The organism is Pseudomonas sp. BP8, from assembly GCF_017875955.1.
GTDB lineage: Bacteria > Pseudomonadota > Gammaproteobacteria > Pseudomonadales > Pseudomonadaceae > Aquipseudomonas.
In genome coordinates this window covers 82,536-109,345 of record NZ_JAGINK010000001.1, presented here as the reverse complement: position 1 = coordinate 109,345, position 26,810 = coordinate 82,536, and the positions used below count along the sequence as shown (strand labels likewise).

The 26,810-nt window shown below is 63.6% G+C and carries 22 protein-coding genes; 9 read left to right on the top strand and 13 right to left on the bottom strand.

Features of this window, described 5'->3' with window-relative positions:
* Positions 1-82: 82 nt before the first annotated feature.
* The 8 genes from J3B00_RS00470 to J3B00_RS00435 all read right to left on the bottom strand — a co-directional run bounded on the left by J3B00_RS00470 (position 83) and on the right by J3B00_RS00435 (position 11,323).
* Positions 83-2,872 (bottom strand): DUF6543 domain-containing protein, encoded by a 2,790-nt coding sequence (locus tag J3B00_RS00470; protein WP_209861941.1) that lies wholly within the window; start codon positions 2,870-2,872, stop codon positions 83-85.
* Between the two features lie 71 nt (positions 2,873-2,943).
* Entirely contained in the window at positions 2,944-3,129 is a 186-nt protein-coding gene (locus J3B00_RS00465) for a hypothetical protein (RefSeq protein WP_209861938.1), read from the bottom strand.
* A complete protein-coding gene (locus tag J3B00_RS00460) occupies positions 3,126-4,238 on the bottom strand; it encodes a PepSY-associated TM helix domain-containing protein (RefSeq protein ID WP_209861933.1) in 1,113 nt (370 codons plus the stop codon). The genes J3B00_RS00465 and J3B00_RS00460 overlap by 4 nt, the downstream gene beginning before the upstream one ends.
* A gap of 139 nt (positions 4,239-4,377) precedes the next feature.
* Positions 4,378-6,810: a TonB-dependent siderophore receptor gene (locus tag J3B00_RS00455; protein WP_209861929.1), complete on the bottom strand. Its 2,433-nt coding sequence runs from the start codon at positions 6,808-6,810 to the stop codon at positions 4,378-4,380.
* Between the two features lie 297 nt (positions 6,811-7,107).
* Complete coding sequence (locus tag J3B00_RS00450) at positions 7,108-8,064, bottom strand: FecR family protein (RefSeq protein ID WP_209861924.1); 957 nt, start codon at positions 8,062-8,064, stop codon at positions 7,108-7,110.
* Positions 8,061-8,579, bottom strand: a complete 519-nt coding sequence (locus tag J3B00_RS00445; protein WP_209861921.1) for an RNA polymerase sigma factor — start codon at positions 8,577-8,579, stop codon at positions 8,061-8,063. The genes J3B00_RS00450 and J3B00_RS00445 overlap by 4 nt, the downstream gene beginning before the upstream one ends.
* Positions 8,580-8,678: 99 nt before the next feature.
* Positions 8,679-9,389 carry a 3'-5' exonuclease gene (locus tag J3B00_RS00440; RefSeq protein ID WP_209861918.1) on the bottom strand — a complete coding sequence of 237 codons (711 nt, stop codon included), beginning with the start codon at positions 9,387-9,389 and terminating at the stop codon, positions 8,679-8,681.
* Complete coding sequence (locus tag J3B00_RS00435; RefSeq protein ID WP_209861915.1) at positions 9,386-11,323, bottom strand: putative nucleotidyltransferase substrate binding domain-containing protein; 1,938 nt, start codon at positions 11,321-11,323, stop codon at positions 9,386-9,388. The genes J3B00_RS00440 and J3B00_RS00435 overlap by 4 nt, the downstream gene beginning before the upstream one ends.
* Before the next feature lie 243 nt (positions 11,324-11,566).
* Between J3B00_RS00435 and J3B00_RS00430 the strand changes: the two genes are divergently transcribed.
* On the top strand, positions 11,567-12,010 hold the full coding sequence (locus J3B00_RS00430) for a response regulator (RefSeq protein WP_209861908.1): 444 nt from the start codon (positions 11,567-11,569) through the stop codon (positions 12,008-12,010).
* A 164-nt stretch (positions 12,011-12,174) separates the two neighbouring features.
* Here J3B00_RS00430 and J3B00_RS00425 read toward each other — a convergent pair whose 3' ends face one another.
* Entirely contained in the window at positions 12,175-14,352 is a 2,178-nt protein-coding gene (locus tag J3B00_RS00425) for a malate synthase G (RefSeq protein WP_209861907.1), read from the bottom strand.
* A gap of 450 nt (positions 14,353-14,802) precedes the next feature.
* On the opposite strand from J3B00_RS00425, the gene J3B00_RS00420 reads away from it, so the two are divergent.
* Entirely contained in the window at positions 14,803-15,321 is a 519-nt protein-coding gene (locus J3B00_RS00420; RefSeq protein ID WP_209861906.1) for a glycine cleavage system protein R, read from the top strand.
* 171 nt (positions 15,322-15,492) lie between these two features.
* On the opposite strand, the gene rarD is transcribed toward J3B00_RS00420, so the two are convergent.
* The 4 genes from rarD to J3B00_RS00400 form a co-directional block, all read right to left on the bottom strand.
* On the bottom strand, positions 15,493-16,380 hold the full coding sequence (rarD, locus tag J3B00_RS00415) for an EamA family transporter RarD (protein ID WP_209861905.1): 888 nt from the start codon (positions 16,378-16,380) through the stop codon (positions 15,493-15,495).
* A gap of 63 nt (positions 16,381-16,443) precedes the next feature.
* A complete protein-coding gene (locus J3B00_RS00410; RefSeq protein WP_209861904.1) occupies positions 16,444-17,418 on the bottom strand; it encodes a serine/threonine protein kinase in 975 nt (324 codons plus the stop codon).
* A gap of 66 nt (positions 17,419-17,484) precedes the next feature.
* On the bottom strand, positions 17,485-18,249 hold the full coding sequence (locus J3B00_RS00405; protein WP_209861903.1) for a TOBE domain-containing protein: 765 nt from the start codon (positions 18,247-18,249) through the stop codon (positions 17,485-17,487).
* A gap of 210 nt (positions 18,250-18,459) precedes the next feature.
* Entirely contained in the window at positions 18,460-19,197 is a 738-nt protein-coding gene (locus J3B00_RS00400; protein WP_209861902.1) for a ComF family protein, read from the bottom strand.
* 88 nt (positions 19,198-19,285) lie between these two features.
* On the opposite strand from J3B00_RS00400, the gene bioB reads away from it, so the two are divergent.
* From bioB to J3B00_RS00365, 7 genes are all read left to right on the top strand, one after another.
* Positions 19,286-20,344, top strand: a complete 1,059-nt coding sequence (bioB, locus tag J3B00_RS00395) for a biotin synthase BioB (RefSeq protein WP_209861897.1) — start codon at positions 19,286-19,288, stop codon at positions 20,342-20,344.
* A 2-nt stretch (positions 20,345-20,346) separates the two neighbouring features.
* Positions 20,347-21,519, top strand: coding sequence for an 8-amino-7-oxononanoate synthase (gene bioF / locus J3B00_RS00390; protein WP_209861892.1), 1,173 nt, complete (start codon positions 20,347-20,349; stop codon positions 21,517-21,519).
* On the top strand, positions 21,512-22,243 hold the full coding sequence (locus tag J3B00_RS00385) for an alpha/beta fold hydrolase (protein WP_209861887.1): 732 nt from the start codon (positions 21,512-21,514) through the stop codon (positions 22,241-22,243). The genes bioF and J3B00_RS00385 overlap by 8 nt, the downstream gene beginning before the upstream one ends.
* Positions 22,236-23,060: a malonyl-ACP O-methyltransferase BioC gene (bioC, locus tag J3B00_RS00380; RefSeq protein WP_209861884.1), complete on the top strand. Its 825-nt coding sequence runs from the start codon at positions 22,236-22,238 to the stop codon at positions 23,058-23,060. Before J3B00_RS00385 ends, bioC begins: the two co-directional genes overlap by 8 nt.
* Before the next feature lies 1 nt (position 23,061).
* Complete coding sequence (gene bioD, locus J3B00_RS00375; protein WP_209861881.1) at positions 23,062-23,742, top strand: dethiobiotin synthase; 681 nt, start codon at positions 23,062-23,064, stop codon at positions 23,740-23,742.
* A 124-nt stretch (positions 23,743-23,866) separates the two neighbouring features.
* Positions 23,867-24,163 carry a pyrroloquinoline quinone biosynthesis protein PqqE gene (locus J3B00_RS00370; protein WP_209861878.1) on the top strand — a complete coding sequence of 99 codons (297 nt, stop codon included), beginning with the start codon at positions 23,867-23,869 and terminating at the stop codon, positions 24,161-24,163.
* Positions 24,164-24,460: 297 nt separating this feature from the next.
* Positions 24,461-26,266 carry a phenylacyl-CoA dehydrogenase gene (locus J3B00_RS00365; RefSeq protein WP_209861875.1) on the top strand — a complete coding sequence of 602 codons (1,806 nt, stop codon included), beginning with the start codon at positions 24,461-24,463 and terminating at the stop codon, positions 26,264-26,266.
* The last annotated feature ends 544 nt before the right edge of the window (positions 26,267-26,810 follow it).

The following is a 26,810-nucleotide window of genomic DNA, read 5'->3' as shown; positions in this document are numbered from 1 at the left end:
CCTACAGGTTATGCAGCGGTACCTGTAGGCGCGGGCTTGCCCCGCGAACACCGGTGAAGCCGGTGCCATGCACCGCTGCAGATCAATCATTCACTGGCAACGCCAGCCAAGCACTGGCCCGCCCGGCTTGGCGCAGGCGAATCTGCCATTCTCCAGCGTGCCAGCGCAGTACCGCCCACGGCACCACGCCAGCGTCTTCTGCACCCGGTATCAACAGATGCCAGTAGCCTTCGAGCAAGTGCCTGCGCAGCGCCACCTGGCCGAAGCGCGTCGGCAGGTAATACTGTTCTTCAAAGGCCTGCACGCCATGCCCTTGCGCCACCAGCGTTCCGGCCAGGGGTGGCTGCAGGCGGCATTGCCCGAGCAAGCCAGGCAGATCCGGTAGGCCGTCATACCAGAGCACAGGTGAATCGACCACCCACTGGCCGTTGCGCAGGCGTTTGATCGGTTGCTGCAGATAGGCATCCGGTTGCTCAGGGTCGATCACCTGCCAGCGCTTGCCATCGAAGCTCACTTTGTAATGACTGCCCTGGTTGTCCCTGACGAAGTACTGCGACAAGCCACCAAACGACGACACCTGTTCGTAGACGCCGATGTCGTGCACGCCATCGATGCGATAGCGCAACGTGCTCGTGTCGACATTGACTCTGTAGCGGGCCGGCAATGGCAGTGGCGGTTGCTTGGGCAAGCCCCGTACCGCTCGACGCAAGATGCCGGTAGCGATGAAACTTCCCCCCGCATCTGTGGCATGGCTGATGGTGTTGTAGAGATGGCGCAACACGCCCTCCATGTCGTCGCGCTGGTGGGCCTGGATGCCATCGCAGATGTCGAGGACCATACGCCCGATCGACAACGCCATCAGGGCCTTGGCAGGCAGCACCAGGCTTACCAGATCCAGCAACCGCCAGGACAGGTCGATGACTGACTGGACATTGACCTCGCGGGTGGCCTGGCTGCTGGCGTCGACCGCCGCTAGTTGGCCGCGTACCTCTGCCATATACAACGCGAAGAACAGATCGTCGGTAACTGCTGGCATGCTTACGGAACTGCCCAAGCCCCCTTTGAGCAACAGCCGTTGCAGCTCACTCTCCTCGACCTGTGGTAGCCGAGCGCTCAGATACTGGCGCAGCGCCGGTTTGTCGCGCAGGGTGCGCAGCAATTGCCGGGTGGTGGAAAATTCGCGCCAGTTGCGTCGGTCTGGCGCTTCTGGGGTGTACATAAGAAACGAAGGCACGCTGCTTTGTTGGGTATTTATCAGTAACACCCCTTGCACCGTATGGCCCTTGATCAGCAGTTGCCGAACCGTGACTGCATGGCCATCTACAGGCGCGCGCAGCGCGTTGTCGGGCTGGTCCAGTACTGCCGTCGCCCAGCGGTAGCCACGCTCGACGCGGTGTTCGGCGAAGTGGCCGGCATACCTGGCTTTGACCGCTTCAGCGCGCATTCGGGCACGGTTGATCCGGGCATGGGCGTGCAGGCGCCAGCGGCCCGCGCGCGAATCGACCAACTGGGTATGGAGAAAATCTGCATAGCGCCCGCCGGCATTGAGGCTGCGCACCAGTGACTTGACATAGGTCGGCGTCAGCGCTGGGGGCAGCGTACGTGCCTCGACATGGCTGACACGTGCGGTCAACCAGTAGTCGTAATTGAACCAGGCGAGGTTGACCAAGGCCAGATCGTCCAGTGGCAAGCGCTCGGTGACCATTTCAATGGTTTCATCGCCGACCTGTTTGAGGCCGTGCCAGGTAACGAACAAGGATGGATTGAAGGGGTAGGGCTGCGGCCCGACCTGACGAGCGCGGGTGATGCTCACTGTTATGTCTTGCGGCGCCAGTTGCAGGCCGAAATCGTCACGCAGACGCTCCTGCAGGCGGGCTCGTGTCCATGTCCTGAGATCGTTTTGCCGCAGAAACTGCTGTTGGGTGAGGATGCCGGGAGCCGCCGCCATCTCACTGGCCACCACCAGTTCCTGCATGGTCTGCATGATGTGGCTGAGGCTTTGCGTGTCAGCGTCGCGCAGCCATGCCGGCATGTGTTTTTCCAGTAACCGCGAGTAGCGAGTGTTCAGCGTTGCCTGGGTAGCGAGATCATTGTCGAGTCTGATTGCAGCCATGACCTGTGCGTGGCGCGTGGTGGTCGACGGCGTCTGGGTGTTGTCCCAGAGCGATGGCAGATTCAGGCGCTGGCGCTGGGTGTCGATCAGTTGCAGCACCTGCGCTTCGATCGGATCATCGGCGTACCACTCATAACGCAGACGCGCAGCCAGGCGCGCCTGTTTGGCGGATTGCTGGTCCGCGTACAAGTGCAGCAGCGCTTTGCTCTGAAGAGGGTCGTCCAGCCGTTCGCACAGTTCGTCATGCAAGGCCTTGAGCGAGGGGAACACCTCGATGCCTTGCGACAGGCAGCACAGCAGTACCTCACCTGTCTGGGCATCAGCCTCGAGCAGCGTGCCTTCGGCGGTTCCCGAGATGATCACCATCGCCCCAGGCAGGTAGCTGCGCCAGTGAGGTTGCAGGTTTTCGAGCACAGGTCGATAGACCTGAGGCCGCTTGGCTGCCGGCATCTGCTGGCGCTGCCAGGCGCGTGGGTGCTCAATGCAGGCGCGCAGTGGTGCGGCCTGGTCTGCGCTCAGCGTGTCGTCACTGACGCGCAGGTCGATTTCGGCCAGCAGGTACAGCTGGCGCAGGGCGATCAGCGACTTCCTGCGGTTCAAACCTTGAGGATTGAGCTCTGACCAGTAGCTGGCCAGATCGCTGTGGATCTTGCGCCGCGTCTGCAGGTTATTGTGCAGCGGCTGCTCAATGACGGGCAGCTGTTCGAGCAGCGCGTTGATCTGGCCGGTGAGCGTTTCGATGAGTTTGAGAGGTTGCATGGCCCGCTCCTTGTCATGGGGGACCCTGCATCCTAGGCACGTCAAACCGGCTGTGACTGTAAACAGATAACTCAGCCGGGCTTGCGCTTGAGCAATGCCTGCAGCCCCAGCCCGGCAGGAATGCCCAAGCCGACCCAAGCCAGAACATCCCAGCCATTGTCACCGAGCAACGCCGCGAACAGCCCGATCGCACCCAGCAGCGCGATCAGCAGTGGCCAGGTAAAGATCCGCCAGGTGGATTGCGAGCGATGGCTCATGGCGTGGCCTTCCCACGGCTGCGACGCTTGTCCCACCATAGGTACAGGCCGCTGACGAGGACGACGATGGTCAGCACATCCAGCAGTGCCCAGAGGATCTGCATTGGCCGCCCGCCGTAGTCACCAAAGTGCAGCGGCTGGGACAGGCCCATCGCATCCATGTACCAGGGGCGCTCGCCGACTGCCGTGACGGTGAGGTTGCTGGCGTCGATCAAGACCGGGGTGAACAGGTGTGAGGTCAGGTGCGTGGCGCCGTTCATGAATACCGCGTAGTGGTGCTCGCTGGAAAAGCGAGTGCCCGGGAACGCGATGAAGTCGGCGCGCATGTCCGGCGCGGCGGCGGCGGCGATTTCCAGTAACTGGCTGGCTGCAGCCCGCTCGGTCAGCGGTGGTGTATCGCGATAGGGCGCAACCATCGCCGCCAGGCTGTCATTGCGCCAGGCGGCGATGACCAGATCCGCACAGGCACTGATAACGCCGGTGACGCCAACCACCAGCGCCCAGGTCAGGGTGACGACGCCGATCAGGTTGTGCAGGTCGAGCCAGCGCAGACGCGGTGACTTGTCCTGCCGGACCGTGGCGAAGGGCAAGCGGCGCATGAACGGCGCATACAGCACCGTGCCGGAGATGATTGCAACGACGAACAACAAGCCCATGAACGCCAGCCAGAGCTTTCCCGGCAGGCCGGCGAACATGTCTACGTGCAGGCGCAGGATGGTCATCATCACACCGCCGTTGGCGGCCGGCATGGCCACTGCTTCGCCGGTGCGGGCGTCAAGCATGAAGGTGTGCGAGTCGTTGGGGTCGCTGTCGGCAGTGGCGGCAGTAATGGCGACCACGCCATTGGGTTCATCTTCGTCGTAGCCGAAGTACTGCATGACTTCGCCGGGGCGATGCTGTTCGGCTTTCCGCACCAGTTGCTGCAGGTCCAGATGTGGGGTGTCGGCGGGCATCTGGCGCAGTGCGGGCGCGTCGCCGAGAAGGTGCTCCAGTTCGTGGTGGAAGATCAATGGCAGGCCGGTGAGGGCCAGCAACAGCAGGAACAGCGTGCAGATCAGGCTGCTCCAGGTATGGATAGCGGACCAGCGGCGCAGGGTTTGGCTTTTCATCACGGGGCTCATGTGTCGTCAGCATTGGGGCTGCCGTGCAGCCCTTCGCGGGGCAAGCCCGCTCCTACAGGTTCAGCGCTGAGCCTGTAGGAGCGGGGCTTGCCCCGCGAATGGGCCGCACAGCGGCCCCGGGCACCACTCAGAACTTATAGTTGACGCTGGCTACGACGTTGCGCTCGTCACCGTAGTAGCAGTAGTAACCGTCACAGGTAGACAAGTAGTCCTTGTTGAACAGGTTCTTCGCGTCCACTGCGACCGTCACGCCTTTGAAGCTGCCGTTCAGACGGCCCAGGTCATAGTGCACCGAGGCGTCATAGACGGTGTACGACCCCACATGCCCCCAATCGGTATTGGTGGTGTTGCCATAGGTATCGCCGACATAGCGCACGCCAGCGCCGACGCCAAAGCCATCCAGCGGGCCGCTGTGCCAGGTGTAGTCTGCCCAGGCAGTGGCCTGGTTACGCGGCACTTGCGCCATGCGCTTGCCTTCTTCAGCGCTGGTGCCCTTGGTGATCTCGCTGTCGTTATAGGTGTAGGAACCGATCAGCTTGAGGTTCTCGGTCACATCGGAGGTCGCTTCCAGCTCCAGGCCCTTGACCCGCACTTCACCCACCTGGCGGGTCACGCTGTTCTCGGTCACCGACATGTTTTGCTGGGTCACGTCGAACACCGCTGCGCTGAGCAAGGTCTTGCTGCCCGGCGGCTGATACTTCACGCCCAGTTCGTACTGCTTGCCTTCGGTTGGCTTGAAGGCGTCGGTGCTGTTGACCGTGCTACCCACGGCAGCCTGGAACGATTCCGCGTAGGAGATATAGGGGGTGATGCCGTTGTCGAACACGTAGCTCAGCGCCGCGTTGCCGCTGAACTTCTTGTCACGCTGGGTATTGGTGGCGTCGCCCAGGTTGTGGAACGTGGTGCCGGTATGCACCCAGTCCTCACGACCGCCGAGGGTCAGGCGCCAGTTGTCCATGGCCATCTGGTCTTGGATATAGACGCCGGTCTGCTGGGTCTTCTGGTCGTAGTCGTACATGTCGAAGTACTGGACGTTGGAGAAGTCCTGACCGTACACCGGGTTGTGGATGTTGCTCGGCGGCACGCCAGCCGAGCCCCAGCGCCAGCGCGCGTTGCTGTCGGAGCGCTGGTGATCGAGGCCGAGCAGCACGGTATGGCTGACCACGCCGGTCTGGAAGTCGGCCTGGAAGTTGTTGTCCAGGGCGAACTGGCTGATGTCTTCCTCGACGATACCTGCAGTGCGCTGCACGGTACCGTCGGCGCTGACCGCCTCATCAGGCCCTGCCGGCCAGATCGAACCGCCGGCGGTGATGCCCTTGAAGTCCAGTTCGTTGCGGGCGTAACGCAGGTTCTGCCGGAATTGCCAGGTGTCGTTCAGGCGGGTCTCGAAGGCGTAGCCCAGGTGGTAATAAGTGCGGTCGTAGGATTCCCAGTCGGGGTCGCCGAGGTTCTTGTGGTGGGAGATCTTGCCGGCCGCACTGTCCAGCTTGGTGCCCTGCAAGGGCAGGAACTGCCCGGTAATGCCGGTATCGTCGCGGGTGAACTGGGTGATCAGCGTCAGCTTGGTGTCGTCGTTGATGTTCCAGGTCAGGCTGGGCGCAAGGTTGTAGCGTTTGTCCGGCACATGGTCGATGGCTGAGTTGCTGTCGCGCACGGTACCGCTGAGGCGGTAAAGAAACTGGCCTTGATCGTCGACCTTGCCGGTGCTGTCGAAGTTGATCTGCTTGTGCTCGTTGCTGCCGGCCTGCACTTCCACTTCATGGCTGCTTTGCGCCTGCGGGCGACGGCTGGTCATGTCCAGCAAGCCGCCGGGTGGCGTCTGGCCATAGACGGAGGAGGCCGGGCCGCGCAGCACCGCGATGCGCTCCAGGTTCCACGGCTCGATCTTTGGCGAGGCGTAGTTACCCTTGGGCAATGGCAAACCATCGAGGAACTGGGTGGGGATGAAGCCGCGGACCAGCAACCAGTCGCTGCGCGAATCGGCGCCATAGCCGCTGCTTTGCACCCCGGCGGTGTAGCGCAGGGCGTCGTTGAGGTTGAGTACCGGGCGGTCGTCCATCTGCTGGCGGGTGATGACGGTTATCGAGCGTGGCAGCTCGGCGATGGCGGTGTCGGTCTTGGTCCCGGCTGCTGTGCGGGTCGCGGTGTATCCCTCGACTGCACCCCAGGCACTTTCATAAGTGCTGTCGGCATTGATGCTGGTGACTGGCAGCGCCAGGCTGTCTGCAGGTGTCGCGACCAGGCTATAGCTGCCGACGCTGCTCTGCTGCAATTGTAGGCCGGTGCCTTGCAGGGCGGCTTGCAGGGCGCCGAGGGCGTCGTATTGGCCATTGACCGGGGCCGAGGTGCGGCCGCTGACGGTGGCGGGGTCGATGGCCAGGGCGATGCCGGCCTGACTGGCGATCTGGTTCAGGGTGGTGGCCAGTGGTGCGCTAGGCAGGTTGTAGGCGCGCACGGATTGCTCGGCAGCGTACAGGGCAGGGCTGGTCAACGGTACAGACAGGGCAATTGCCAGAGCCATCAGGCTGGGGCGCAGGAAACTATCAACAGCACGGGACATGCAGCGGCTCCTCGAAGGATAAGTGCTAACTGCTTCCTTGCCGGGCGAGATTTGAAAAGTGACAGAGGGGCGATGAAAATATTTTTCAGGCTGTTAGGGGGGGGGCAGTGCTGGCCTCTTTGCGGGGCAAGCGCTAATGCTGTTCACCTAAACGCTTCATCGCCAGCATTGGGGCCGCTTTGCGGCCCATCGCGACACAAGGCCGCTCCCACGCCGATCGTGTATTTACAGGACAACGCGGACACATTGGGGCAGCGGGCTTGCCCCGCGAAGAGGCCGGTACTGGCCAGGCATCGATTACTTGGCGACGACCGTCACCCACCACGGCGTATGCCGCTCGACCTTCACCGGTAGCGCCGGCAGCAGCGAGGCCAGCGCGAGGTCAGTGTCGGTCAGCGGGAAGCTGCCGGTCACGCGCAGGTCGGCCACTTCATCGGCCACGCCCAGATGGCCACTGCGGTAGCGCCCCAGTGCCACGATCAGGTCGGCCAGGCGCACGTTGTCGACCACCAGCATGCCGCGCGTCCAGGCATCGGCACCGGCGGCTACCAGGCCGACCTGGCCCAGACCGTTGCTATCCATCAACACCTGCTGGCCTTCTCCCAGGACCTGCTCGTCGCCACTGTTGAGCGGCATCGCCGCCACCTGCGCCTGCAGTACCTCCAGACGCGTGCCGTGCGCCTCGCGCTTGACCAGGAAGCGCGTGCCCAGTGGCCGCAGCTGACCATCGTCGGTGCGTACCAGCAGCGGGCGCGGGTCTGCATGCCCGGTCTCGACAGAGATCTCGCCCTGGTGCAGCACGAGCACGCGTTGCTCACCGGCAAAATCAATGTCTACCGCGCTATCTGTGTTAAGGCTCAGCAGCGTGCCGTCTTCCAGGCGCAGCGTGCGCAACTCACCGGTGCCGGTGCGCTGGTCGGCCAGCCAGTAACCAGGCGACAGCGACGGTACGCCAAGCTGCATCAGCAATGCGCCGACCAGCAGCACGCCGGCCAGCCCACCGCCAAGCTTGCCGACCCGCCGGCGCAGGCTGACGCGCGACTGCAGCAGCGCCTTGCGCGCCGGGCCGGCGGCGGCACTGACACGCTGATCGAGCATGCCCAGCTGGCGCCAGGCACGCGCATGCTCTTCGCTGGCGGCATGCCAGCGCATGAAGGCGCTGCGCTCATCGGGGGAGCCAGGGTTGTCGTCCAGGCACAACTTCCAGGCAATCGCCGCGTCGAGAACCTTGCTTGAGACGGGGCTCGCGTTCACGTCGGCTGCCCGTACAGGGCGATGTAGCACTGGCGCATGCCTTGGGCGATGTACTGACGCACCCGCGATACAGACACACCCAGCTGCTCGGCGATTTCGGCGTGGCCCATGCCGTCCAGGCGATTGTGCAGGAACGCCGCGCGGGCCTTGCTCGACAGCTTGCCGAGCAGACGGTCGATGGCCTTGAGGTCTTCGAGCACCAGCAATTGCAGTTCAGGCGAGGGCTGTTCAGCCTCGGGGATCAGCGACAGCTCGGCCAGGTAGGCCTGTTCGAGTGCGGCGCGGCGAAAATGGTCGAACAGCAAGCCCTTGGCCACTGCCACCAGAAAGGCCCGCGGCTCGCGCGGCGTGGCCAACTGGTCGCGGCCGAGCAGGCGCACGAAAGTATCCTGGCTGAGGTCTTCGGCACGCTGGCGGCAGGCGATACTGCGTTGCAGCCAAGCCATCAGCCAGCTGCGGTGGTCGCGGTAGAGCGCGCCGACCAGATCGGCATGGGGGCTTTGCGCAGACGACAAGAAGCGTCACCTCGGAAACAATGCGTTAACTAACGATAATTATTCGCGATTGTTGCAGAGGCGAGGGGCGTGGTGCAATCGACGTCTATCGGATTGCCATTACCAGCCATGGCTGTGGGCCTTGCGCTGGCGCCACTGCTGCAGGCGCAGGCTTAACTGCAGTGGGCTGTCGAGCTGCTGGCGACGCGCTTGGCTGAACAGGATGAGGGCCAGTTCGGCGGTGACCTGGGCGTCGGCGCTGGCGTGATGGCGGGCCTCGACCTGCAGGCCGAAACGGGCGATCCAGTCGTCCAGACCGGCCTCGCGCAGGACGGTGTCGGGGTTGAGCAGTGGTGCCAGCTCGGCGACATCGAAAAACGGGTGTTGCAGGCGATAGCCGAGGCTGTCTTTCAGGGCGCGGGTGAGCATGTGCTGGTCGAACGGCGCATGAAAGGCCAGCACCGGGCTGTCGCCGATGAACTCCAGCAGATCGAGCAGCGCCGCAGCCGGCGCACAGCCAGCGGCCAACGCGTCTGGACCAAGGCCGTGGATCAGCACGCTGGGGTTGGTCTTTTGCGCCGGGCGGTGCAGGGTGCGCTCGAACTGTTGGCTGAAGTCGATGGCACCGTCTTCGATCGCCACGGCGCCAATCGACAGCACCTGGTCACGGTTGAGGTTGAGCCCACTGGTTTCCAGGTCGAGCACGACCCAGCGTTGTTCGCGCAGCGACTGCACGCTGAGCGCGGCGGGCTTGGGCAGCTGCGCCAGGCGCAGGCGCAGCGGCTCGGCGAGGGCGGGCGAAGGTGAGCGCAGCCAGGCGAACAGGTTCATAGCTGGTACCGCAGGGCCAGGCTGCTCTGCAGGCGCTGGGCCTGGCGCAGTGACTCGCGCAGGATACGCCGGTCGAGGTGGTTGAGGCTGTCCGGGTCAAGCCGATTGGAGTACGGCAGGTTGTCGCGACTCTGGCGCTGGTGCTGCTGCATGCGGGTCTGCTGGATAAAGTGATAGGCCTCTTCGAAGGCGGCGCCGTCGAGCGCGGCGATGACGCCCTTGGCCACCAGCTGGCGCAAGCGCTCAAGGGTGTTGCAGGCGCCGATGCCGTTGGCCAGGGCCAGCAGTCGCGCGCCATCGACGAAGGGCGTGAGGCCTTGCACCTTGAGGTCGAGGGTGGCGGTTTTGTCATTGCCCTGGCGGGTAAGCACGAAGTCACGCAGACGGCCGACCGGCGGGCGCTGGCGCAGGGCGTTGTCGGCCATCATGCGCTGGAAGATGCGATTGTCGCTGACCTGCTCAAGCATGCCCTGGCGCAGCTGCTCGCAGGCGTGCTCATCGCCCCAGACCACCCGCAGGTCGAAGTAGATGGTCGAACCGAGCAGGTTCTCCGGGCTGGCTTCGCGGACGAACCCGGCAAAGCGCCGGGCCCACTCTGTACGCGACAGGCACAGCTCGGGGTTGCCGGCCATGACGTTGCCCTTGCACAGGCTGAAGCCGCACTGCGCCAGGCACTGGTTGATGTACTGGGCCAGCGGCAGCAGTTGTTGGCGGATGGCATCGGCCTGGGCGGTGTCGGCGGCCTCGAACAGGATGCCGTTGTCCTGGTCGGTGTGCAGGGTCTGCTCACGGCGGCCCTCGCTGCCGAAGCACAGCCAGCTGAACGGTACGCCGGGGTCGCCCCGTTCGGCCAGGGCCAGTTCGATCACGCGGCAGACCGTGTGGTCGTTGAGCAAGGTGATGATCTGGGTGATCTGGGTCGACGAGGCGCCGTGGGCGAGCATGCGCTCGACCAGTTGGCCGATCTCGCCGCGCAGCGATACCAAGGTGTCCAGCCGTGGCGCGTGGCGGATGGTGCGCGCCAGGTGCACCAGGTCGACCCGCTGCAAGGAAAACAGATCACGCTCGGAGACCACGCCACACAGGCGTTGATTGTCGACCAGGCAGACATGGGCGATATGCCGCTCGGTCATGGCCATGGCTGCATCGAAGGCGCTGGCCTCGGGCGCCAGGTAGAACGGTGCGGCGGTCATGTGCTCGGCAATCGCTGCACTGAGTTCGGCGCTGCTATCGGCCACCACCTGGCGCAGGTCGCGCAGGGTGAAGATACCAATCGGAAAACGCTGCGGGTCAATGATGACGATGCTGCCGACCTGTTGCTCATGCATCAGGCGCACGGCGTCGCGCAGTGGCGTATCGGGGGTGCAGACCACCGGATGACGCATGGCCAGCTCGCCCAGCGGGGTGTTCAATGAGTATTGGCTGCCGAGGGTTTCCACGGCGCGCTGGCGCACCTGCTGGTTGACCTGGTCGAGCAGGCTGCTGACCCCGCGCAGGGCGAAATCGCGAAATGCCGCGGACATCGAGAACAGGCGAATGAACGCCGCTTTGTTCAGCTGCAGGCAGAAGGTGTCTTCGCTTGCCACATGTTCAGTGCGGGTGGCGCGCTCGCCGAGCAAGGCCGCCAGTGGGAAGCACTCGCCGCTGGTGATTTCGAAGGTGGTTTCCACCCCTGGCTGGCTGACGTGCTGGCGCTCGCCGGCGACGCGCCCTTGCTTGACGATATAGAAATGCTCGACGGGGCCGTCGGCGGGCTTGATGATGCTTTCGCCGCTGGCGTGAAAGCGCAGTTGGCACTGCTCGACGAGAAACGCCAGGTGACTGTGTTCCATCAGGTTGAACGGCGGGAAGCGCTGCAGGAACTGCAGGGTGCCCTGGATATTCTGCAGAACCGCGGTTCTGCCAGCTTGACTGTAGGCGTCCTTTTTACTCATGAACTGACCGTATCGCTATGCCGATCTAACTATCTCTAACTATATATATAGGGAGATCGGGCTTTGTTGTTCTCGGTCCCCATGGTCGGCTGGCTGCCTGTTTGTGCCCATTGGACGTAAGTCTATGAGGGCAAAGGGCCGGGGAGCGATCAATGCGCCGACGAAGGTTCCGACGAAAGGCCGACTGCATAATGCGTTGTTTTGCGGTCCTACCAGTGCACGAGATTTGATGACGAGATGACCATGGTTGAGCATGACGAGATCCTGAGTGACGCCGAGCGCGAGGCGTTGGCCATGGTGAGTGCGCCGGTGTCGGCGACGCCGCGGGTACTGGTAGTGGATGACAATCCGGTGAACAGCGAGGCGCTGTGTCTCTACCTGAAGACCAAGGGCATCGAGTGTGTCACGGCTGATGGTGCCCAGGCGGCGCTGGACGCACTGCGGCGTGACGCGCGCATCAGTTTGATGATCACTGACCTGCGCATGGAGCCCAAGGACGGTATTGAACTGATTCGGCAGATTCGCGAGTCGGAGCGGGCGGCGTTGTCGATCATCGTTGTGTCGGGCGACACCGATGTGAAAGAGGCGGTGGACGTGATGCACCTGGGGGTGGTGGATTTTCTGCTCAAGCCGGTGGATCTGGGGCGGTTGCTGGAGTTGGTGAGGAAGGAACTGCGTATCGAATGAGGGATTGCTAGCGTTGCTGGGACCGCTGTGCAGCCCTTTCGCGACACAAGGCCGCGCCCACAGGGACCGCGCGGTTTCTGTGGGAGCGGCCTTGCGTCGCGAAAGGGCCGCAAAGCGGCCACAGGTTCTCAAGCTAAACGCATTCAGCCTGAAAGTGCTGCCGCTTACAGGCTGTTACGCGCCTTGAACTCGCGGCGACGACGGTGCAGGACTGGCTCGGTATAGCCGTTCGGCTGCTTGGCACCGTCAACCACCAACTCCAGCGCTGCCTGGAAGGCCACGTTGTCGTCGAAGTTCGGCGCCATCGGGCGGTACTCGGCATCATTGGCGTTCTGCTTGTCGACCACCGCTGCCATGCGCTTGAGGCTTTCCTCGACCTGCGCTTGGCTGACAATGCCATGGCGCAGCCAGTTGGCCAGCAACTGGGCAGAGATGCGCAGGGTGGCGCGGTCTTCCATCAAGCCGACGTTGTTGATGTCCGGCACTTTCGAGCAACCCACGCCGTGGTCGATCCAGCGCACTACGTAGCCGAGGATGCCCTGGGCGTTGTTGTCCAGCTCGTTGCGGATCTCGTCGGCAGACCAGTTGGTGTCAGCCGCCAGCGGGATAGCCAGGATGTCGTCCACCGAGGCCGGGACACGCTTGGCCAGCTCGGCCTGACGCGCCTGCACATCGACCTTGTGGTAGTGCAGCGCGTGCAGCACAGCGGCCGTCGGCGAAGGCACCCAGGCGGTGTTGGCACCGGCCAGTGGGTGGGCAATCTTCTGCTCGAGCATGTCCGCCATCAGGTCAGGCATGGCCCACATGCCCTTGCCGATCTGTGCGCGACCCTGCAGGCCGGTAGCCAGGCCGACGTCGACGTTGTTGTTCTCGTAGGCGCCGATCCACTTCTGGTTCTTCATGGCGCCCTTGCGCACGACGGCGCCGGCTTCCATCGAGGTGTGGATCTCGTCGCCGGTGCGATCGAGGAAGCCGGTGTTGATGAACACCACACGCTCGGCGGCGGCCTTGATGCAGGCCTTGAGGTTGACCGTGGTACGGCGCTCCTCGTCCATGATGCCGACCTTCATGGTGTTGCGCGGCATGCCCAGCACGTCTTCGACGCGGCTGAAGATCTCGGCGGCGAACGCCACTTCTTCAGGGCCATGCATCTTCGGCTTGACGATGTAGACGCTGCCGGTGCGGCTGTTCTTGCGGGTGCTGCTGCCGTTGAGGTTGTGCAGGGCGATCAGGCCGGTGAACAGGCCGTCCTGGATGCCTTCGGGGATTTCGTTGCCTTGGGCATCGAGAATCGCCGGGTTGGTCATCAGGTGGCCAACGTTACGCACGAACAGCAGCGAACGACCGTGCAGGGTAACCGTGCCGCCATTGGGCGCGGCGTACTCGCGGTCCGGGTTCATGGTGCGGGTGAAGGTCTTGCCGGCTTTGCTCACGCTCTCGGCCAGGTCGCCCTTCATCAGGCCCAGCCAGTTGCGGTAGACCACCACCTTGTCGTCAGCGTCGACGGCGGCGACCGAGTCTTCACAGTCCATGATGGTGGTCAGCGCCGCTTCCATCAGGATGTCTTTGAGGCCGGCGGCATCGGTGCTGCCGACCGGGGTGCTGGCGTCGACCTGGATTTCGAAGTGCAGGCCGTTGTGCTTGAGCAGCACCGACGTCGGTGCGTTGGCGTCGCCCTGGAAACCGATCAGTTGCGCGTCGTCACGCAGGCCGCTGTTGCTGCCGCCCTTGAGCGCGACAACCAGCTTGCCGGCTTCGATGCGGTAGCCGGTGGAGTCGACGTGCGAGCCGGCAGCCAGTGGCGCGGCTTCGTCGAGGAAGGCGCGGGCGAAGGCAATCACCTTGTCGCCCCGGACCTTGTTGTAGCCCTGGCCTTTTTCGGCACCGCCGGCTTCGCTGATGGCGTCAGTGCCGTACAGCGCGTCATACAGCGAGCCCCAGCGGGCGTTGGCGGCGTTCAGGGCGAAGCGGGCGTTCATCACCGGCACCACCAGCTGCGGGCCGGCCATGCGCGCGATCTCTTCATCGACGTTTTGCGTGGTGGCCTGGAAGTCGTCCACTGCTGGCAGCAGGTAGCCGATTTCTTCGAGGAATGCTTTGTAGGCTACGGCGTCGTGGGCCTGGCCTTGGCGAGCCTGGTGCCAGGCATCGATCTTGGCTTGCAACTCGTCGCGCTTGGCGAGCAGGTTTTTGTTCTTTGGAGCGAGGTCGTTGATGATCTTTTGCGCACCGCTCCAGAACTGCTCGGCGACGATGCCGGTCCCCGGGATGGCTTCGTTGTTGACGAAGTCGTACAGGACCTTGGCGACCTGAAGGCCACCGACTTGAACGTGTTCAGTCATTGCTTGCCTCACTCTGCTCAGCTATTTCGCTCATCGTATTAAGCCTGTAGCGCTTCTTTAAACACGCACCAGTGCATGCCCGAAGGCGGCTGGGTGCGGCCCGCCAGACGGGCCGGCGGGCAGTTTGCGTATTTTCACAGGCGCCATGGCAGACATCCAAACGACGTTTTGTAGTCCGCGTCGGGGCATACTACATGAAGCAGCAGGCGGGTGAACATCAGACTAAAAGCGTCGCTGCGCGACCGTTTGGTCGCATAGGGTCACGCTGGGAATCGGCATGTTCGCAAAAAACAGGGGGATTGTTCCAGATAAATCTTGAAACAGTACACGATTGGCCGTTCGAATTGCCCTGCGGCAGGTTGCCGCGGCTTGCCTATACTGACTCGATCCCCAGGATTCATGCCGTTTGCGGTGTGGCCTGAAGCCCAAGCGCAGACAAAGGAGCATGCAGTGGACCACCTCGTATTGACCGTGATCGCCCCCGACAAGGCCGGGCAGGTCGAGCGCATTGCCCAGTGCATCGCCGAGCATAACGGCAACTGGCTGGAGAGTCGCATGTCGCGCATGGCCGGGCAATTTGCCGGGATCTTGCGGGTCGCGGTGCCTGCTGAATCCTACGACGATCTGGTGGAGTCCCTGCAGGCGTTGGGCAAGTACGACATCCGCGTGCTGATCGCCGAGAGCGGTATCGAGCCTTCCTGTACCTGGAAGCCGATCGCGATGGCGCTGGTTGGCAATGATCGGCCAGGTATTGTGCGAGACATTACACGGTTGTTGGCGGAGCTGGGGGTAAACCTTGAGCGTTTTACCAGCGAGGTACGGCCGGCGCCGATGAGCAGTGAGCCGCTGTTTCATGCCGATGCGTTGTTGGCGATGCCGTTGACCTTGTCGCTGGATGAGCTGCAGAAGCGTCTGGAAGACTTGGCTGATGATCTGATGGTGGAGCTGGAGTTGCGCCCTGAGGATTAGCGGGTAGCAGTGCTGGCCTCTTCGCGGGGCAAGCCCGCTCCTACAGGAGAGGCGTCGTTGCGCCCATCAGCGGTTATCCCAGATTTACTTGGACCCGCCTGTGGATAACCTCTGGAGATGTCTCTACAGGCCACGTCATTCGTGGCCTGTAGAGTTATGATCATTTAATGATCAGGCGCGCTTGCGCAGCGACAGCCAGGCATCGACGCTGTACAGCACCAGCCCTGACCAGATGCAGACCAACGCCACCAGGCTGCTCGACGACAGATGCTCATCAAATAGCAGCACCGCTTGCAGCAGCACCAGGGTAGGTGCCAGGTATTGCAGGAAACCCAAGGTGGTGTAGGGCAGGTGCCGAGCCGCAGCGTTGAAGCACACCAGCGGCACCAGGGTCACTGGCCCTGCAGCGATCAGCCAGAGCGCCTGGCTGGTACTGAAGAACTCGCCCTGGGCACTGCTCGCAGCCGGGTTCAACAGCAACCAGCCAAGGGCGAGCGGCACCAGGATCCAGGTTTCCACCACCAGCCCAGGCAGCGCCGCCACGGGCGCCTGCTTGCGAATCAGGCCATAGAAACCAAAGGTCAGTGCCAGCACCAGCGAAATCCACGGCAGGCTGCCGACCTGCACCACCTGTTGCGCGACGCCGACTACCGCCAGCCCCACCGCGAGCCATTGCAGGCGGCGCAGGCGTTCGCCGAGCAGGAGCATGCCGAGCAGGACGTTGACCAGTGGGTTGATGTAATAGCCCAGGCTGGCCTCGATCATGCGACCGTGGTTGACCGCCCACACGTAGGTCAGCCAGTTGCCGGCGATCAACGCGCCGCTAAGCGCCAGAATCGCCAGCCGACGCGGGTTATCGCGCAGCTCGCGCCACCAGCCTGGGTGTTTCCAGACCAACAGCAACAGTGAACCGAACAGCGCCGACCAGAGCACCCGATGGACGATGATCTCGACCGCCGGAACGCTTTGGATGGCTTTGAAGTACAGGGGGAACAAGCCCCAGATGATGTAGGCGGTAAGGCCCAGAATGTACCCGCGACGCGGGTTTGCGGCGTGCATGCAGAATCCTTGCTTAGGTAGCTAAATACAGCACGCCTATTGTAGACAGACCGTCCTCAGCTTCTAGAACAATTTCAGCGGTTGCTCGTCGAGGGCGGAAATTTGTTCGCGCAGGGCAAGGATCTGGTCGCCCCAGTAGCGTGGCTGGCCGAACCAGGGGAAGCTGCGGGGGAATGCCGGATCGTCCCAGCGCCGCGCCAGCCAAGCGCTGTAGTGCAGTTGGCGCAAGGCACGCAAGGGCTCGATCAAGGGCAGTTCGCGTGGGTCGAAGTCATGGAATTCGTTGTAGCCGTCGATCAGTTCGGCCAATTGCCCGAGGCGCTCTTCACGGCTGCCGGCGAGCATCATCCACAAGTCTTGCACGGCGGGGCCCATGCGGCAGTCGTCGAGGTCGACCACGTGGTAGGCCTCGTCGCGGTGCATCAGGTTGCCGGGGTGGCAGTCGCCGTGCAGGCGAATCAGCTGATGCGGGGTGCGCGCGTAGATTGCCTCGACCCGCTTGAGCAGGTCGCGGGCGACCGACTCGTAGGCGGGAAGGAGTTCTTTCGGGACGTAGTTGCCGGCCAGCAGGGTCTCGAGCGAGGCGTGCCCAAAGTTGTCCACAGCCAGTGCTTCGCGGTGTTCGAACGGGCGGGTAGCGCCGACCTTGTGCAGGCGCCCGAGCAACTGGCCGAGGCGGTACAACTGGTCGAGGTTGCCCGGTTCGGGCGCATGGCCACCGCGCCGGGGGAACAGCGCAAAGCGAAAGCCCTGGTGCTCGAACAGGCTGCGCCCGTCGAGCTGGATTGGCGCCACCACCGGTACTTCGCAGTCGGCCAGTTCGGCGGTGAAGCTGTGCTCCTCATGGATCTGCGCATCGCTCCAGCGGCCCGGCCGATAGAACTTGGCGATCAGCGGCTGCTGGTCTTCGATGCCCACCTGATAGACACGGTTCTCGTAACTGTTGAGCGCCAGCACCCGCGCGTCGCTGAGATAGCCGATGCTTTCAACGGCGTCCAGGACCAGGTCGGGGGTGAGGGTGTCGAAGGGGTGGGACATTGGAGCTCCGGAGGGGCGACATCGTGAGCACCATGGTATCGCATTCCTCTCCGGCGCATGGCCTGCCTACGCAGGTACCCCAAGCAGTACATAGGACGGATGAAACTGCGCCCGCACCTGCCACCCCGAGCGAACCTGCCGTTCCCGCAACCATTGCGCGTCGACAAATGCGCACAGCGTCTGTCCATTGCCCAGCGCCAGTCTCACTTCACTGCTGTCGCCTTCATGCGCCAGCACTTCCTCAACCGTGGCGTGCAGGCAGTTGCTCCCGGGCTCGGCCACGTCACCGGCACCGAGCACCTGCACCCAACCGGCCTTGAGCAATGCCACCACCATGCTGCCCAAGCCCAGCTCCAGGCGTTCGGTGCTGTCGCGGGTAATCAGCGCCTCGATCTCCAGTCCGCCGGCCAAGGTCAGGGTGACCCGGTCATGCCGACCTTCTCGGCGCAGTCCGCTGACTTCGCCTTGCAACTGATTGCGGGCACTGGTGCGCAGCATCAGGCGGCCGAGCAGGTCGAGGTCGCTGCTTTGCTCGGCGGCCTCCAGCACCTGAGCCTGCAAGCTTTGCACGCGCTGGTACAGGCGCAGCACGCGTTCGCCCTCGGCTGACAAGCGTGCGCCACCGCCACCGCGACCGCCGGTACTGCGCTCGACCAACGGCTCGCTGGCCAGGTTGTTGAGCTCGTCGATCGCATCCCAGGCGGCTTTATAGCTGATGCCGGCGGCCTTGGCGGCGCGGGTGATCGAGCCTTGTTCGGCGACGTGCTGGAGCAGGGCGATACGCTGCGGGCGGCGGGCGATGTGCTGGGTGAGTGGGCTGGGCAGGGACATGAATGCGGGCCATAGGGGTGGATGGAGCGACGTTGCCTCCCCACCTGGGTTGAGTCAAGTCGAATGCCGGGGCCGCTGCGCAGCCCTTTCGCGACACAAGGCCGCTCCCACAGTGTGGACCGCGTTGCACAGTCCCCCTGTGGTAACGCGGTCCACACTGTGGGAGCGGCCTTGTGTCGCGAAAGGGGCGCGCAGCGGCCCCCTAGGCCCTCAAGCCTGACCAGGTTTCGGCGTGCGCGCCAAACAATACACATCGACCCGCCGCGCCCCCGCCTTGCGCAGTACCTCGGCCAGCGCATGGGCGGTGGCGCCAGTGGTGAGCACATCGTCAATCACTGCCACATGCAGCCCCTCTACATTGGCCCCAGGCGCCAGGCAAAACGCCTGACGCAAGTTGCGCCGTCGTTCCCGTGCGCCGAGCATCTGCTGCGCCGGCGTATCCCGCGAGCGCTGAAGCAAGCGCCCGTTGCAGGCAATCTTCAGCTGCCCAGACAGCCAGCGTGCGAGCATCTCGGCCTGGTTGAACCCGCGCTGGCGCAGTCGACGTGCCGCCAGTGGCACGGGCAACAACTGGTCAGGCCGTGCCAGGCCTTCTGCGTAGCGATGCTCCAGGGCATGCCCGAGCAGTCGCGCCAGCAACTGGCCGATCGGCCACTGGCTACGATGCTTGAAGCGGCTGACCAAGGTGTCCAGCGGAAAACCGAAATGCCACGGCGCAACCACGTGGGCAAACGCCGGCGGCCGGCGGCTGCACTGGCCGCAACTGAGGTCCGCCATCGGCAGCGGCAGCGCACACTGCAGGCATTGCTCCACCAGCCAGGGCAACTCGGCCTCACAGGCCATGCACAGCGGGTAGGCCTGATCGGCGGGCTCATCACAGAGCAGACATGCTTGATCAATATTTATACACTTGTAAACCGGTCGCCTTACCAGTAGTTGACAGTCCATGGGCCTTCCGTAAATATTGCGCTTATCCGTGATGCGCCGGCGGCTTTGCTGTCACCGCGCCAGTCAAAGCCTAGATAAGGAAACGCCGATGAGCGCCAGCACAACTGCAACAACACGTCACGACTGGGCCCTGGCCGAAGTCAAAGCATTGTTCCAGCAACCGTTCAACGACTTGCTGTTCCAGGCGCAGAGCGTGCATCGCGCACATTTCGACCCCAATCGCGTACAGGTGTCGACGCTGCTGTCGATCAAGACCGGTGCCTGTCCGGAAGATTGCAAATATTGTCCGCAGTCCGGCCACTACAACACCGGGCTGGAAAAACAGAAGTTGATGGAAGTGCAGAAGGTGCTTGAGGAAGCCGCCCGGGCCAAGGCCATCGGCTCGACCCGCTTCTGCATGGGCGCCGCCTGGAAGCACCCGTCCGCCAAGGACATGCCGTATGTGCTGGAGATGGTCAAAGGGGTCAAGGCCCTGGGCCTGGAAACCTGCATGACCCTCGGTCGCCTCGATCAGGACCAGACTGCCGCGCTGGCCAGCGCCGGCCTGGACTACTACAACCACAACCTCGACACCTCGCCCGACTTCTATACCAGCATCATCACCACCCGCACTTACAGCGAGCGCCTGCAAACGCTGGCGTATGTCCGCGATGCCGGGATGAAGATCTGCTCGGGGGGCATCCTCGGCATGGGCGAGTCGCTCGATGACCGTGCCAACCTGCTGATCCAGTTGGCCAACCTGCCTGAGCACCCGGAGTCGGTGCCGATCAACATGCTGGTCAAGGTTGCCGGCACGCCCCTGGCCAATGAAGAAGACGTCGACCCGTTCGACTTCATCCGCATGCTGGCGGTGGCCCGGATCCTCATGCCCAAATCCCATGTGCGTCTGTCCGCTGGCCGCGAAGCGATGAACGAGCAGATGCAGGCCCTGGCCTTCATGGCTGGCGCCAACTCGATCTTCTACGGCGAGAAGCTACTGACCACCGCCAACCCGCAGGCTGACAAGGACATGCAACTGTTCGCCCGCCTCGGGATCAAGCCGGAAGCGCGCGAAGAGCACGCTGACGAAGTGCATCAGGCCGCCATCGAGCAGGCATTGGTCGAGCAGCGCAGCAGCGAGATGTTCTACGACGCAGCGTCTGCCTGAGCATGGCCTTCGACTTGTCGGCGCGCCTTGCCGAACGGCGCGCCGCCGACCTCTATCGGCAGCGGCCGTTGCTGCAAAGCCCGCAGGGACCAGAGGTGGTGGTCGATGGCCAGCCACTGCTGGCCTTCTGCAACAATGACTACCTGGGCCTGGCCAATCACCCCGAGGTGATCGCCGCCTGGCGTGCTGGCGCCGAGCGCTGGGGGGTGGGTGGTGGCGCCTCGCACCTGGTGATCGGTCACAGCACACCGCATCACGACCTCGAAGAGGCGCTTGCCGAGCTTACCGGGCGGCCGCGCGCCTTGCTGTTCTCCACCGGCTACATGGCCAACCTGGGGGCGATCACCGCGCTGGTCGGGCAGGGTGACACGATCCTGCAGGATCGCCTCAACCACGCCTCGCTGCTCGATGGTGGGCTGCTCAGCGGCGCCCGCTTCAACCGCTATCTGCACAACGACCCGCTCAGCCTGGCCAAGCGCCTCGACAAGGCCACCGGCAACACCCTGGTGGTGACCGATGGGGTGTTCAGCATGGACGGTGACCTCGCTGACCTGCCGGCCCTGGCGGCAACGGCAAGAGCCCGCGGTGCCTGGTTGATGGTCGATGACGCGCACGGCTTGGGCACCCTCGGCGCCAATGGCGGCGGGATCGTCGAGCACTTCGGCCTGGGTCTGGATGATGTCCCGGTGTTGATCGGCACGCTCGGCAAGGCCTGTGGCACGGCGGGCGCTTTTGTCGCCGGCAGTGAAGAGCTGATCGAGGCGCTGGTGCAGTTCGCCAGGCCGTACATCTACACCACCAGCCAACCGCCGGCATTGGCCTGCGCGACGCTGAAGAGCTTGCAACTGCTGCGCCGCGAAAGCTGGCGGCGCGAGCACCTGGCTGCGCTGATTGGCCAGTTCCGCCGGGGCGCGGAGCAGATCGGTTTGCAGTTGATGGACAGCCAGACGCCGATCCAGCCGATCCTGATCGGCGACAGCGCACGTGCCTTGCAGCTGTCACGGATGTTGCGTGAGCGCGGGCTGCTGGTGACGGCGATTCGCCCGCCGACCGTGCCTGCAGGCAGTGCGCGCCTGCGGGTAACCTTGAGCGCCGCGCACAGTGCGGCCCAGGTCGAGCTATTGTTGAATGCATTGGCCGAGTGTTTCCCACTGCTGGAGTCCGCCGATGCGTAACCGACTGATCCTTTTGCCAGGCTGGGGCCTGGGCACCGCTGCACTGGAACCGCTCGCCGCCAGCTTGCGGGCGCAGGACTCACGTTTGCTGGTCGAACTGATGCCCTTGCCGGAACTGGCCGAGGGCGATGTGCAGGCCTGGGTCGACCAGCTTGATCGCAAGTTGCCGCGCGACACCTGGCTGGGCGGCTGGTCGCTGGGCGGCATGCTCGCCAGCGAACTGGCGCGCCGGCGCGGTGATCATTGTTGTGGGCTGCTGACGCTGGCTAGCAACCCGAGTTTCGTCAGCCGGGCGGATTGGCCGCACGGCATGGCGCCAGACACCTTCGGTACCTTTGTCGATGGTTGCCGCAGCCATCCCCAGGTCACCCTCAAGCGCTTTCGCACGCTGTGCAGCGAGGGTGCGCAGATGCCGCGCACGTTGCTGCGCCAGCTCGGCGTAGGGGTGCCCAATACCGACCCGCTGTACCTCGCCAGCGGCCTGGAAGTGCTCGCCCGGCTCGACACCCGCGCGGCGCTGGAACAGTACGCCGGCCCTCAGCTGCACCTGTTTGCCGGCAGCGATGCGCTGGTCCCGGCGGAGGCGGCCAAGGCCTTGAGCGAGCTGCTCCCTGACGTTGAAGTCGGCCTGGTCGAAGAGAGTTCGCACGCCTTCCTGCTGGAATATCCACAGGAGCTGGCGGCGGGCATCAAGAGTTTTCTGCATGAGAGTGGTGATGACTGATCTTTCCCAGCCGAGCCTGCCCGGCATGCTGCCGGACAAACGCCAGGTGGCGGCGTCGTTCTCCAAGGCTGCGGCCAGTTATGACAGCGTCGCGGCCCTGCAGCGGGCGGTCGGTAGTGATCTGCTCGGCCGACTGCCGGGCGATCTTGCCCCCAGTCGTTGGCTCGATCTGGGCAGTGGTACCGGCCACTTCAGCCGGGCGCTGGCCGAGCGTTTTGCCGGTTCGCTGGGGGTTGCGGTAGATATCGCCGAAGGCATGCTCGGCCATGCCCGGCGCGAGGGTGGTGCGCGTTTTCACGTCGCAGGCGATGCCGAACGCCTACCGTTGCAGGCTGACTGCGTCGACTTGGTGTTCAGCAGCCTCGCTGTGCAGTGGTGCAGCCAGTTCGCCAATGTGCTCGATGAAGCGCAGCGGGTCCTGCGCCCGGGCGGGGTATTGGCGTTCAGCAGCCTGTGTGTCGGCACCCTCGACGAACTGCGCGCCAGCTGGCAGGCCGTGGATGGCATGGCCCACGTCAATCGCTTCCGCCGCTTCGAGGATTATCAACGCCTGTGCGCCGCGAGCAGCCTGCAGCTGCTGGGGCTTGAGCAGCGCGCGCAGGTTTTGCATTACCCGGATCTGCGCAGCCTGACCCATGAGCTGAAGGCCTTGGGGGCGCACAACCTCAACCCCGGTCGCCCGGCCGGCCTGACCGGCCGAGCACGCCTGCAGGGTTTGCTGCAGGCGTATGAGCGCTTCCGTCAGCCGCAGGGTCTGCCGGCCACCTATCAGGTGGTCTATGGTGTGCTGCGCAAGCCATTGCAGGCGGGGGAGTGACATGAATCAGGGGTATTTCATCGCGGGTACCGACACCGACGTCGGCAAGACCACCATCGCCGCCGGCTTGCTGCATGCGGCCCGTCTGAACGGCCTCAGCACCCTGGGAGCCAAGCCGGTGGCGTCTGGCTGTAGCGTAACCAGCAAGGGGCTGCGTAATGCCGATGCCCTGGCGTTGATCGACGAAAGCACGCTGAAGCTGGCCTACGAGGAGGTCAATCCGTTCGCCTTCGAGCCGGCCATCGCCCCGCACCTGGCGGCGCGTGAGGCGGGGATCGCACTGGGCGTGCCGGCGCTGCTGGTGGCTATGCGCCATGTGCTGGCTCAGGAGGCGGACTTTACCCTGATCGAGGGGGCCGGTGGCTGGCGGGTGCCGTTGTCGGATCAAGCCAATCTGTCGGATTTGGCGATTGCCTTGAAGCTGCCGGTGATCCTCGTGGTGGGGGTGCGGTTGGGTTGTATCAACCATGCACTGCTCAGCGCTGAGGCGATCGCGCGTGATGGTCTGCAATTGGCGGGGTGGGTGGCCAACGTGATCGAGCCCAAGACCTCGCGACTGGAAGAAAACCTGGCGAGCCTGGCCGAGCGTCTGCCGGCGCCTTGCCTGGGGCGGGTGCCCAAGCTCAAGCAGCCTGGGGCGGCGGCGGTGGCTGAGTATTTGCAGTTGGATCTGCTCGATTGATGCCGGCGGGTATGCCCTGGGTCTATCGGCTGGCACTGGGCTATTAGGGATTTAAACGGGCCTTTTTGCCGTTGGGCTGCTTTAATGGAGCCTGTCTGTAATCCAGCGTTATTGGAGTCTTGACATGGAAATCACCGGTAGCTCCGCCTACTACGCAGGTCTTGGCGCCATCCAGGCCGGCCAGAACCGCGTCGACCAGGCCGCCAGCCAGATCGCCAACGGCACCGTCGAGCGTGCCGCCACCAGCCAGTCCAGCGACTACCAGGCCGAGCGCTTGCGTGCGGTCGATCGCAGTCAGCAAATGGACATGGCCACCAGTACCGTGCAACTGGCCCTGGGCAAAAATGAAGTCGCGGCAGGCGTCAACGTCGCCAAGGCTTCCGACGAAATGCTCGGCAGGTTCATCGACACCTACGCCTGATCCACAGGCGGTCAAACTGCTTACCAAGACGCGGGCTTGCCCTGCGATCACGCCAGGTCAGACAGTCTTGTCTGAAACTCTGGCGTGGTCGCGGGGCAAGCCCGCTGCCGTATTGCACCTGGCGATTGTTGATGCTGGCGTAAAAGCCATATTTCGTGACGTAAATGGCACCATAGTCCCTCCTTGACAATACCGGCCCCTAAACGTAAGTTTCAAACAACTGTTTGACCGAAAGCCACCCAAGAGCTGGTCGGTATCAGCGGTCACCCCACCGGACTCCTCAAGAGGTTCATCGCAATGCCTGAATACAAAGCCCCCTTGCGTGATATTCGCTTCGTTCGCGACGAGCTGCTCGGCTACGAAGCGCACTATCAAAGCCTGCCGGGTTGCGAGGAGGCCACGCCCGACATGGTCGACGCGATCCTTGAGGAAGGTGCGAAATTCTGTGAGCAAGTGCTGGCCCCGCTGAACCGCGTTGGTGACCTTGAAGGCTGCACCTGGAGCGAGTCGGGGGTGAAAACTCCTACCGGCTTCAAGGAAGCCTACAAGCAGTTCGTCGAAGGCGGCTGGCCGAGCCTGGCCCATGACCTCGCCCACGGCGGCCAAGGCCTGCCGGAGTCGCTGGGCCTGGCGGTGAGCGAAATGGTCGGTGAGTCGAACTGGTCGTGGGGCATGTACCCAGGCCTGTCGCACGGCGCGATGAACACCATCTCCGAGCACGGCACGCCAGAGCAGCAAGAGGCCTACCTGACCAAGCTGGTGTCAGGCGAGTGGACCGGCACCATGTGCCTGACCGAGCCGCACTGCGGCACCGATCTGGGCATGCTGCGGACCAAGGCCGAGCCTCAGGCAGATGGCTCGTACAAAGTGTCCGGGACCAAGATCTTTATCTCGGCCGGCGAGCACGACATGGCCGACAACATCGTCCATATCGTCCTGGCGCGCCTGCCCGATGCCCCGGCGGGCACCAAAGGCATTTCGCTGTTCATCGTGCCGAAGTTCCTGCTGACCGCCGATGGCGGCGTGGGTGAGCGCAACGGCGTCAGCTGTGGCTCGCTGGAGCACAAGATGGGCATCCACGGTAACGCCACCTGTGTGATGAACTTCGACAGCGCCACGGGTTACCTGATCGGCCCTGCCAACAAGGGCCTGAACTGCATGTTCACGTTCATGAACACCGCTCGTCTGGGCACCGCGCTGCAGGGCCTGGCCCATGCCGAAGTGGCCTTCCAGGGCGGTCTGAAATACGCCCGTGATCGCCTGCAGATGCGTTCCCTGACCGGCCCGAAAGCGCCCGACAAGGCTGCCGACCCGATCATCGTCCACCCTGACGTGCGGCGCATGCTGCTGACCATGAAGGCCTTTGCCGAAGGCAACCGGGCGATGGTTTACTTCACCGCGCAGCAGGTCGACATCGTCAAGTACAGCCAAGATGAAGAAGCCCGCAAAAAGGCTGACGCGCTGCTGGCGTTCATGACCCCGATCGCCAAGGCGTTCATGACCGAAGTCGGTTTCGAGTCCGCCAACCACGGCGTGCAGATCTACGGTGGTCACGGTTTCATTGCCGAGTGGGGCATGGAGCAGAACGTGCGTGATAGCCGGATTTCCATGTTGTACGAAGGCACCACCGGCATCCAGGCCCTCGACCTGCTGGGGCGCAAGGTCTTGATGACCCAGGGCGAAGCGCTCAAGGGCTTCACCAAGATCGTCCACAAGTTCTGCCAGGCGCAAGAAGGCAACGCGTCGATCAAGGAGTTCGTCGAGCCGCTGGCGGCGATCAACAAGGAGTGGGGCGAGCTGACCATGAAGATCGGCATGGCGGCCATGAAGGACCGTGAGGAAGTCGGCGCTGCGTCGGTCGACTACCTGATGTACTCCGGCTATGCCTGCCTGGCTTACTTCTGGGCTGATATTGCTCGCCTGGCTGCCGAGAAACTGGCTGCTGGTACCAGTGAAGAGGCGTTCTACACCGCCAAGCTGCAGACTGCGCGTTTCTACTTCCAGCGGATTCTGCCGCGTACCCGTACCCATGTGGCAACCATGCTGTCCGGCGCTGGTAACCTGATGGCGATGGACGAGGAGCATTTCGGCTTGTCGATCTGAGACTGTTTGCTTTAGCGAAAACCGTCTGTCTCATTGGCAGGCGGTTTTTTGGTTTTTCGTGGATTGTTGGGGGAGTTGGGGCTGGGGCTGGGGCTTGAGGTTGGGGACTTATCCATTTGATGTGGTGGCATCACTGGCCCCTTCCGTCCTTACGACGGGTCACTTTTTTTCTTGGAAAAAAGTAACCAAAAACCGCTTGCTCCTGCATCCGGCCCCTACGCTACGCTGCGGGGTTCCCTCGCTCCGGTCTTGCTCCGGGAGGACCGCGCTGTACGGCCCATCCTGGGCCTCAGCGCTTTCCGGCCATCCATGGCCTCCACCTCCCTACGCAAGACCTCCACTCGGCCTCCTGAAGTCGCTGGTAGATCAAGAGCAAGATCAACAGCCAGGGCAACGGCTGGCGAATCGCTGCGCTCTCGCTTTGTTTATCTACCAGCGGATTTGTGGGGTGGCTGGCAGGGCTGCGCCCTGCGATTTGCATTGGCAGTACCGGCCTCTTCGCGGGGCAAGTCGGATCGCCGCGCCGCCGCTCCTACAGGATTTG